Here is a 9,316-nt window from a genome sequence, read left to right on the forward strand (position 1 = left end):
GCTAGAGAATCGCATTTCCCGGAATCACCGTCAAGAGTCTTTAAGGCTCAACGCCGTTTCGGCGAGCAATTTCTTTTGCCCAACAGAAGGTAAAAGGGAATGCAGACGCATTTAGCAACGACGCCCTATGGGCGGCGGCCAATGACACTTGGCCAAATTTCAAGGCAGATGGCTGTCAGGGAATCACAGCCCGATTCGACCGCCCACAAATGGCACGTGTTCCAGGATGTGCGGGAGGCAAGGGAGCTTCTGGGTGCAACGGATCGTTCTTTATCGATCTTGAACGCACTGCTGTCGTTCCATCCGGAGACTACACTGAGCGGCCATGGGGAGCTAATCGTCTGGCCCTCGAACGAACAGCTCGCTGCCAGGGCCAATGGAATGCCAGCGACGACCCTCCGGCGTCATATCGCTGTCCTGGTCGATTGCGGTCTGGTCATTCGACGCGACAGCCCGAACGGCAAGCGGTTTGCCAGAAAGGGTAGGGGCGGGGAGGTCGAGCAAGCCTATGGCTTCGATCTTTCCCCCATTGTCGCGCGAGCTGAAGAATTCAAAGAGCTCGCAGATGCTATGCGCCGCGAGAAGAAGGCGTTCCGTGTTGCCAAAGAGCAATTCTCGATCCTTCGTCGAGAAATCGTGAAGCTCATCGAACTGGGCATGACCGAGGGCGTGCCAGGCAACTGGGTAAGGATACAGGAGAGCTATCAAACACTGGTGAGCAGCTTGCCCCGCTCTGCTCCAAGGCAGCTTATAGAAGGCATATGCGTCGATCTCCACGCGCTATGCTCGGAAGTCCGTGAGGTATTGGAAACATTCGCTAAAACCCAGATTCCGGTCGCCAATGAGTCCCATTCCGGTCGGCACATACAGAATTCAAATGCAGAGTCTAATATTGAATCTGAAAACGGCTTTCGAAAGTTAGAAGAAGCCAGGGACGACGACGGCGAACCTGACAACGTGAGGAGCCTGCCGACCCGGGAATTGCCATTGGGGATCGTGCTGGATGCTTGCCCGGAGATCCGAGAGCTGGCGCAGGGTGGCGAAATCCGGCATTGGCGCGACTTGCTGGCGACGGCTGAGCTTGCCCGACCAATGCTGGGGATCAGCCGCAGTGCCTGGCTAGAGGCTTGCGAGGCCATGGGTGAGCAGCACGCGTCGATCACGCTCGCCGGGATCTATCAGCGTGCCGGCCAGATCAACAACGCCGGAGGTTATCTGCGAAGCTTGAGCGACCGGGCACGATATGGAAAGTTCTCAACCTGGCCGATGATCATGGCTTTGCTGCGGGCGAAACTCGAAGCGCAGAAGCCTGCCGGTGATGAGCGTGGGGCAGAGGGACCACAGGATAGCGGTTCGGGCGAAATTCAGGCGTCGAGCAGGCTGTTGGCAAGCCTGCAAAGGCCTCGAGCGCGATGAAGCCCGGCCGCTATTCCGCGGAAGAGGCCGTTGTGCTGTCGGTCGCCGTCAGCAGCCCCGTCCGCGATGCGCGATCGATCAGGTTCTTGACGGAGGAGGGCGACCATTTCGTACCACCGCGGGGAGTGCGCTCGTGAAGGCGTTCGAGTTGAACCGCAATCTCGCGCAGCGTCAGATGTGGGTTGGAGGAATAGATGCCGGCAACGAGCGTCATCAATCGGTCCTCGGGCAGACGGGGAGGGGATTTGCGCAGCAATGCCGGATCAGCGAACCGCTCGCTGATCATCCACTTCACCGCGCGACGCAGGCGCTCAGGCGACCAATCGAGGCCGCGTTGCCTCAATACACGGGAAATGTCGTCCCATGTATGGTCAGGTCTCATGCGACGAACGGTCGGAAGCCACTGATCGGCAGAGGACTGGATGCGATGGGCGTATGCCGCTTTCTGGGCCGCCGTCATCTTGGCCAGTGCGTCGGGGCGTTTCTCCCTGATGCCGGGGTTACCGGGCATCCGGCCCTTGGACTTCGCCGCCTGGATGCCCGCTTTCGTTCGTTCAGAGATAAGAGCCCGCTCCAGCTGCGCGACGGCGCCGAGAACTTGAAGCGAAAACATCCCCTGCGGCGTTGTCGTGTCGATCGGATCGCGAAGCGAGCGGAAATGCGCATTCTTCAGCGTCAGATCCTCGATTACCTCGAGCAAATGGCTGACGGATCGCGCCAGACGATCGAGCCTCACAACCACAAGCGTGTCGCCGGCGTTGATTTCACGAAGCAGCCTGGCGAGAGCTGGGCGGGCACGCGATGCGCCGGAACCGTGCTCCTGGACGATCGGGTCGCAGCCGGCCGAGCGGAGCTCGATCTCCTGGGCCTCAGTCGCCTGTTCGTCCGTCGAGACGCGCGCATAACCTATCTGTCGGCCCTGAGGCCGAGGTGAAGAGCGATTTTGAGCGTCACGAGCCAATCTGTAGCGCCTTCTGAGATCATTGAGTGACCGTTTTCCAAATGCAGAAGATACGGATAACCGATCGTTTGTAAACGTCTCTAGCGTAGTTTCTGAAGCGGCCGGCTCGTCTGAATCCCATGGAATGCACGGATTTCTCGGCCAAGAAGCGCTCCGACTGGGAACTTTGTTCAATTCGATATGAGGTACTTATCGATGGTTATAACCCCAACCGGCGATCATACCATGTGAGGAACCATAATATTGTTATAGAGTTCCTATTAGAAATCATTTACCATTATTTCAATGTCTTACGATCTCGCGAAATTACCCATCCAGAGCCTGCTCAAGCCCATATCCGCGGCCGGAACTACGCTTGCCCGTCTCGACGAGCGCATTGCGCGATCCGAGGTCGGCAGCGGCTTTCTGGAACGCGCCCATTTCGCCGACGCCTGTGCCTCGCTGTGGACCGACGGCGAGCTCGTGCATCTCGAAGATCTCGTCCTGCACGATGCCAGTCACGACATCCGCACCCCGACCCACGAACTCACCATCGCCCGCGACGTGTTGCGCACCCGCCGGCGGATCGCCGCGCAGCCGCCCGGCTGGGCGCTCAGCCCGGACGGCCTCCGCAGCCTGCGCCGCCACAACGGTGTTGCCGGGCAGGCGCGGCCTGCAGCATCTCTGGATGACAGCGCCACCGAGAGCAAAGACGCCGCGGTGCCTGTTGAGGCGGCGGAAGGGGGGGAGGGCGAGGACAGCGACGACGCCAGCGTCCTCGACGCCGAGCTAGCCGCTATCGACGCGGTGCTGGCGCGCTCGGAAGCCGTGCTGAAAAGCGCGGCCGTGCCAACAAGTCGGGCGCGGGAGCGTGACCCGCTTGTCTACGATCTCGACTGGGACGAGGACGCGCGGCTGGAGGAATGGCGAACCGTGCTGCGCCAGGCCGAAAATCTGCCGCCGGTTCTGCAGGCCATCGTTGCCCTCGATGCCTGGAGCACGCTCGAGGTGCTGCAGCACGCCCCCTGGCTTGGCCGCCACCTCGCCGCATCGATCCTCCGCCAGGCTGGCGTTACGACCGGTGCGCATCTCGTTGCCATCAACATCGGCCTGAAAACCATTCCCGTCGATCGGCGCCGGCATCGCAGCCGAGAGGTCCGGCTGTTGGCCATTGCCGACGGGCTGATCGCGGCCGCCGAGATCGGCCTGAAGGAACACGACCGGCTGGCGCTCGCGCGAAAAATGATGGAACGCAAACTGTCGGGCAGGCGAACATCGTCAAAACTCCCGGAACTCGTTGAACTCGTCATGGCCACTCCGCTCGTGCATGCCGGGACGATCAAAAAAACGCTCGGGGTCACGCCTCAGGCGGCGCGGCGGATTGTTGCGGAGCTCGGCCTCAGAGAGATGACGGGGAGGGGGAGGTTTCGGGCGTGGGGAATAATGTGAATCGTGGCATCTAGACTCCGCTTGTTTTAATGAGCAGTCTGAAATCTCATTGACGCTCATGGACGTTCGTGGTCGACTTCGGTAAACCACTGGAATTTGCTCGCGGTTCATTAACTTGGAGCGCTTAGAGTAGTTGAACATCAACAGTAGTGCGCCAGATGACGACTTCGAAACCCAGAATCGCAGCCATTGAGACGAGTTCCCCCGCGGATACGCTGAACGCCGCGCGGATTATGGCGCGTGCTCTGGCGGAGGCGGCCCCTGAGAGCGAACGGCTCGCATTGGCGAGGGCGTTTTGCTACCGGCTGGTCGCGGCTTGGTGGTCTGCCCTTACGGGCGACGACCGCAAATTTCCACTTCGGCCCCTATTGTCGCCAGTTCCGGACCTAGATCATCTGCCGGATCCGGCCACAGCCTCGGCAGACAGCATTGGTAGCGCGGCTGCGGCATACGATCCGGAAACGGCTGCCTATGCGGTCGGCCTGACCTATACCGGCATGCTGCCATCGTCTTTCCGTGCCTCCTACGGAGTGTTCTATACGCCGCCGCCTCTAACCGCGCGCTTACTCGACCAGGCGACGACTGCTGGCGTCGACTGGGCATCCTGTCGGGTGCTGGATCCTGCATGTGGCGGAGGGGCCTTCCTAGCGCCCGTCGCACGGCGTATCCTAGAGGCGCTTCCTGATGTGACGCCGGCAATCTTAGTTGAGAATATCGGCAATAGGCTGCGCGGTTATGAGATCGATTCCTTCGCCGCTTGGCTGTCACAGGTGACGCTCGACGCGGTGATGCTGCCAGTTTGCCGCAAGGCTGGACGCCGCCTGCCGGTCGTAGTGACAGTTTGCGATACGCTTGAGCGCCGTCCGCCGCGCGAGCGAGATCGGTTTGACCTTGTAATCGGGAATCCGCCTTACGGCCGTGTGACGCTCGAACCGGAAGTTCGGGCGCGGTTCAAACGCAGCCTCTACGGCCATGCCAATCTCTACGGTCTATTTACGGATCTCGCCTTGTCGCATGTGAAGCAAGACGGCGTCGTCGCCTATGTCACGCCGACCAGCTTCCTTGCAGGCGAATATTTCAAGAACCTTCGCAGCATGCTCGGCAGCCAAGCGCGCCCCGTAACGGCTGACTTCGTTGCCCTGCGGAAGGGCGTGTTCGAAGACGTGCTACAGGAGACACTGCTGACGACGTATCGGCAGGGAGCAGGTCGAGCTCCGGCGCAGGCCTTCGAGGTTATGACGGGATCTGTGGACGCGCTCCTGATTGCTCCTGCAGGGCCTTTCGTGCTGCCTGACGATCCGTCGCAGCCATGGCTTCTCCCCCGCACGCCGCAGCAGGCAATCCTCATCGAACATTTGCGCGCGATGCCGCATCGTCTTGCCGACTGGGGCTACGGCGTGAGCACTGGGCAACTCGTCTGGAACCGTTTCAAGCCGCAACTGCAGAGCCGCCCGGGGAAAAACAGACTTCCGCTGATCTGGGCCGAATGCGTAACGCCAGACGGGCGTTTCGTTTTCCGGGCTGAAAAGAAGAACCACGAGCCGTATTTCGCGCCGAAGGCTGGCGATGAATGGTTGATCACGCGCGAGCCGTGCGTGCTTCTCCAACGCACGACGGCGAAGGAACAGAATCGCCGTCTGATCGCGGCTGCGCTTCCGGAAGAATTTATTGCGAAGCACCAAGCTGTAGTGATCGAGAACCATCTCAACATGGTCCGGCCGATTACGGCTAAGCCTGCTGTTTCACCGGAGGTTTTGGCAGCTTTTCTAAACAGCGCTGCTGCGGATCGAGCGTTTCGTTGCGTTAGTGGCAGCGTAGCGGTGTCCGCTTATGAGCTGGAATCAATTTCGTTGCCTGATCCCCATGCATTGGGACCGCTCGCCGCACTCATCAAGCGCGGCGCCGCCCGATCGGAGGTAGAGGCCGAATGTGAACGGCTCTACGACGCAGCGGGCGCAATTTGAGAATGACAAATCTTCCGACCTACGCCCCTTGGACGCTCGTTGCCGAGCGGCTGCCCCTGATCTTCCCAGAAGGCACGCCAAACCGCCGGTACTGTGTTCGCGAAATGGCCGGTAAGACGGTGTTTGTCGCGCTGTACATTGGTGCGGTGGAAGGAAATACGCGTGTTCTCCAACCAGCACACGTTTACCGCATGACGGAAGAACATGCAGCCCTGGCTGACGAAACTGACCGAAATAGCTATGCGGCTGATTTTCTCAAGAAGAAGAAACGTGAGCAGCTCGCTGTCGGGTCGCGGTGGTACGCCGACAATAGCCGGGAGCCAATTCGAGACGAGACTCTTCGCGACGGGTTAGTTCCTGTTGGCGCTGTGATCAAACTCAAGGATATGGCAACGACATCAAATCTTCCCCGCTACGTGTTAAAGGCGGATTTTGCAGCTTTGTTCGATCCTGCTTTGACAGGAGCGGCGTTGGAAGCCGCCATAGCTGCGTTTCAGACCACCCACCTGAGCCCGTCGGCTCGTGCCCGCGTTTCGATCATGCTTTCCGGCGCGGCAGGCGCGTCATCGGGCGTGTTGGTGACTTTTCCGAACAAGGAAACGCGCAATCTTGCCCCCGGCCCCAGTTCCATCATTTCAAAGGCCGTTGTTGAGGAATTCGCGGCGCGCTTTCTTGGGCAGCCCGCGGTCCTGTGGCTAAGCGAGAGTGGCAACAAGGTCGTCACCCAGGACGACAAGCTGGCGTCCCTGATTGGTCTGAAGATCGAAGCCGACAAAGACCTTCCGGACATGATTCTGGTCGATCTAGCTCCGTCCAGTCCGCTGCTCGTCTTTGTGGAAGTCGTTGCGACTGATGGCGCGATTACCGAGCGGCGGCAGGATGCAATCTACAAGCTGACCGACGCCGCCGGTTTCGCACGCGAGCAGGTCACGTTCCTCACGGCATATCAGGACCGCGGCTCAGCAGGCTTCCGCAAAACAGTCTCAGCGCTTGCGTGGGGATCGTTCGCCTGGTTTGTGTCGGAGCCGAGCCAAATCGCCATCATGCGGGACGGCGCGACCACCCCAGCCACCCTTGCCGATCTCAACAAGCTCTGACGAATATCCAGAAGCTGCCGTTCGATCTTTAGCGACGATCCTCGAGTCGGATCGAGGCAGTGCGCCGATAATCATACGAGAGGATCCTCTTCCTTCGAGGACGTTCTTTCGGCTATACACGTTCAGGACAGCGCTTCTTCAATAAGTTAACGCAAACGGGGTTGTTTGGATGGCCAGGGCACTGACCACGCAGGATATCAGCTGGTTTCTCGATCTCAATGAAAAAGGGCAGCTCGATCTCAACCCGCCGTACCAGCGCAAAAGCGTTTGGTCGCCGCGAGATAAGCGGTATTTCATCGACACCATTCTCAACAACTATCCGGCACCACCGGTATTTCTGCACAAATCTCTGAACGAGAATGGCCGCGCTACCTATCACGTGGTGGATGGCAAGCAGCGGCTGCAGACCATAATCGATTTTACGGAAAACAAGGTCCGGATCCCGGACGATTTTGCCGACGTAAACTTGCAGCGAAAGCGCTGGGCGGACCTGGAGCGTGCAACCCGCGAACGCATCTGGAATTATGTGCTGATCGTCGAGATGTTGCCGGATACCGGCGACGCCGCCCTAAAGAACACCTTCGAACGCATCAACCGTAACTCAAGAAAGCTAACCGAGCAGGAGATGCGACACGCCCGTTATGACGGGTGGCTGATCACACTCGCCGAGGCCGAGGCGGAAAAGCAGGAATGGAAGGACTTCGGCATCGTTACGACCGCGCGCGCCAAGCGCATGTCGGACGTCCAGTTTATTTCCGAGCTGATCTACGTTCTGCTCAAGGATGCGATTACTGGTTTCGACCAGGATGCGTTAAACGAGTTCTATGCGGAATACGAGGACACGAGCGAACTTCCAGAATTCGTCGAGGACGATGTTCTCGCCAAACTGGAACGGGTGAAAGGATATGTCCGCTCGCTTTTGGCCATCAAGAGCGACCTAAAAGACCAGATCAAGGTGCAGAGCCATTTTTATACTCTGTGGGCCTACTTCGTTCTCGAGGAAAAGCGACTCCTGCCGATGGCGGATTTCGCCTCTAGGTATGAAGCGTTTCTCGGCCAGGTCTCCCTGGCGGTAGCAAACAATCTGCCTCCATCTGACGGCAGCGCGAAAGGCGAAGCTGTGCGGCAGCGGGTCCTGGACTATGCTGCAAATGTCCGCGGTGCGTCGACGGATCTTGCGCCCCGCAGCAAACGGCAGCGAAGCTTGACGGCGGCCATTCATGGCACAGAGGCCGCACAAGATGAAAATAATAAAGACCATCCGAGACCTGCATTCTGAAAGCGAGGAACGGTACAAGCGGTTAGCGGACGAAGTTCAGCTTCTCCTGAAAGAGGAGGCCGAAAAGCAGGGCTGGTTTTTCGTCTGGCGGCTGAAGGAACTCGAGAGCTTCGCTCTGAAGATCGAAACGGGACGAGTAGACGACCCGGCGAAGCTTGAGGATTTCTTTGCCTGCACCCTGGTGGTGCCTACGCTGTCACACATCGAAACCGCTGAAAACGCTGTTCTGAGTCACTATGATCTGGCCGCGCGTAGGCCGCCAGACGATGGTAAAACCTTTAAGGAATCCTCAAACTTCAGGTTCGACGATCTTCGGCTTTATGTATCAAAGAGACCCAGCCAGACCGGTAAAAATCTTGATCTAGACGGCCTCGTTTTTGAGGTCCAGATCAAGACGGTTCTTCAGCACGCGTGGAGTCTCGCAACGCACGATTTGATCTATAAGAGCGACACAGTTAGCTGGCCCAGAGAACGCATAGCCTATCAGGTGAAGGCGATGCTTGAGCATGCAGAGATCGCTATTGCGGAAGCAAACAGGCTTGCGGATGCGCCGGCGGTGGCAAAGAAGGATGAAGTCACCACTGAAACGCTAAAACTGATTGAGCAGATCAGGGCGCAGTGGTCGCCGGACCGCCTCCCACGTGACATCAAACGGTTGGCAGAAACGACCCAGAAAATGTTCAAGGCGCTACGTCTGGATGTTGATCAGCTGACGCCGATCCTCGCCGCAGAGAAGCGGCGTGTTGGGTTGCTGCCGAACGATATTTCACCGTACGCATTCATTGTTCAGGCTCTCTCTCACAGCAGTATTTTCGATTTTCAGAGTGCGCTGCAGAAGGCGAAGAGGATGAAGGTGCTTGTGCATGATGGGATGGACCTTCCGGCCTGGATGAGCCAGGACCATCCTAAAATCATACGAATTTGAGCCTGATAGCATGCGCAGGAATGAAATCGACGACGAGCTGAAGGATCTGGCGTTCGATTTCCTCTATTATTTCGCCCGTTTCGAATTCGCCTTTTAAGGCCAATGGCTACATGAAGAAGCCCGAGGCTGGCAAGCCGGCGGAGGCAGGCTGGAAACGCTTCCAGCGCGCTAGAGCGTCTTCGATGAACGCGGAGTCGGATTGATGATTCACGCGGTCGGGCTTGTCTGATTCACTGGTCCTGGTGA

Annotated in this window: 7 protein-coding genes; 6 read left to right on the forward strand and 1 reads right to left on the reverse strand. The window is 58.5% G+C overall.

The window, feature by feature from the left end:
• Nucleotides 1-99: 99 nt before the first annotated feature.
• Nucleotides 100-1,416 carry a plasmid replication protein RepC gene (gene repC, locus ACEVQ6_RS22440; RefSeq protein WP_374891276.1) on the forward strand — a complete coding sequence of 439 codons (1,317 nt, stop codon included), beginning with the start codon at nucleotides 100-102 and terminating at the stop codon, nucleotides 1,414-1,416.
• 10 nt (nucleotides 1,417-1,426) lie between these two features.
• Here repC and ACEVQ6_RS22445 read toward each other — a convergent pair whose 3' ends face one another.
• Nucleotides 1,427-2,377 (reverse strand): recombinase family protein, encoded by a 951-nt coding sequence (locus tag ACEVQ6_RS22445; protein WP_374891277.1) that lies wholly within the window; start codon nucleotides 2,375-2,377, stop codon nucleotides 1,427-1,429.
• Nucleotides 2,378-2,662: 285 nt separating this feature from the next.
• Between ACEVQ6_RS22445 and ACEVQ6_RS22450 the strand changes: the two genes are divergently transcribed.
• The 5 genes from ACEVQ6_RS22450 to ACEVQ6_RS22470 all read left to right on the forward strand — a co-directional run bounded on the left by ACEVQ6_RS22450 (nucleotide 2,663) and on the right by ACEVQ6_RS22470 (nucleotide 9,070).
• Nucleotides 2,663-3,805 carry an RHE_PE00001 family protein gene (locus ACEVQ6_RS22450; protein ID WP_374891278.1) on the forward strand — a complete coding sequence of 381 codons (1,143 nt, stop codon included), beginning with the start codon at nucleotides 2,663-2,665 and terminating at the stop codon, nucleotides 3,803-3,805.
• A 158-nt stretch (nucleotides 3,806-3,963) separates the two neighbouring features.
• The gene (locus tag ACEVQ6_RS22455; RefSeq protein ID WP_374891279.1) at nucleotides 3,964-5,769 is read left to right on the forward strand and encodes an HsdM family class I SAM-dependent methyltransferase; all 1,806 of its coding nucleotides are present in this window, start codon (nucleotides 3,964-3,966) and stop codon (nucleotides 5,767-5,769) included.
• 2 nt (nucleotides 5,770-5,771) lie between these two features.
• Entirely contained in the window at nucleotides 5,772-6,866 is a 1,095-nt protein-coding gene (locus ACEVQ6_RS22460; RefSeq protein ID WP_374891280.1) for a BsuBI/PstI family type II restriction endonuclease, read from the forward strand.
• Between the two features lie 169 nt (nucleotides 6,867-7,035).
• Nucleotides 7,036-8,145, forward strand: coding sequence for a DUF262 domain-containing protein (locus tag ACEVQ6_RS22465; RefSeq protein WP_374891281.1), 1,110 nt, complete (start codon nucleotides 7,036-7,038; stop codon nucleotides 8,143-8,145).
• A complete protein-coding gene (locus ACEVQ6_RS22470; protein WP_374891282.1) occupies nucleotides 8,087-9,070 on the forward strand; it encodes a hypothetical protein in 984 nt (327 codons plus the stop codon). Before ACEVQ6_RS22465 ends, ACEVQ6_RS22470 begins: the two co-directional genes overlap by 59 nt.
• Nucleotides 9,071-9,316 lie beyond the last annotated feature (246 nt).

It is taken from the genome of Ensifer soli (genome assembly GCF_041928815.1).
Taxonomy (GTDB): Bacteria; Pseudomonadota; Alphaproteobacteria; order Rhizobiales; family Rhizobiaceae; genus JBHFEI01.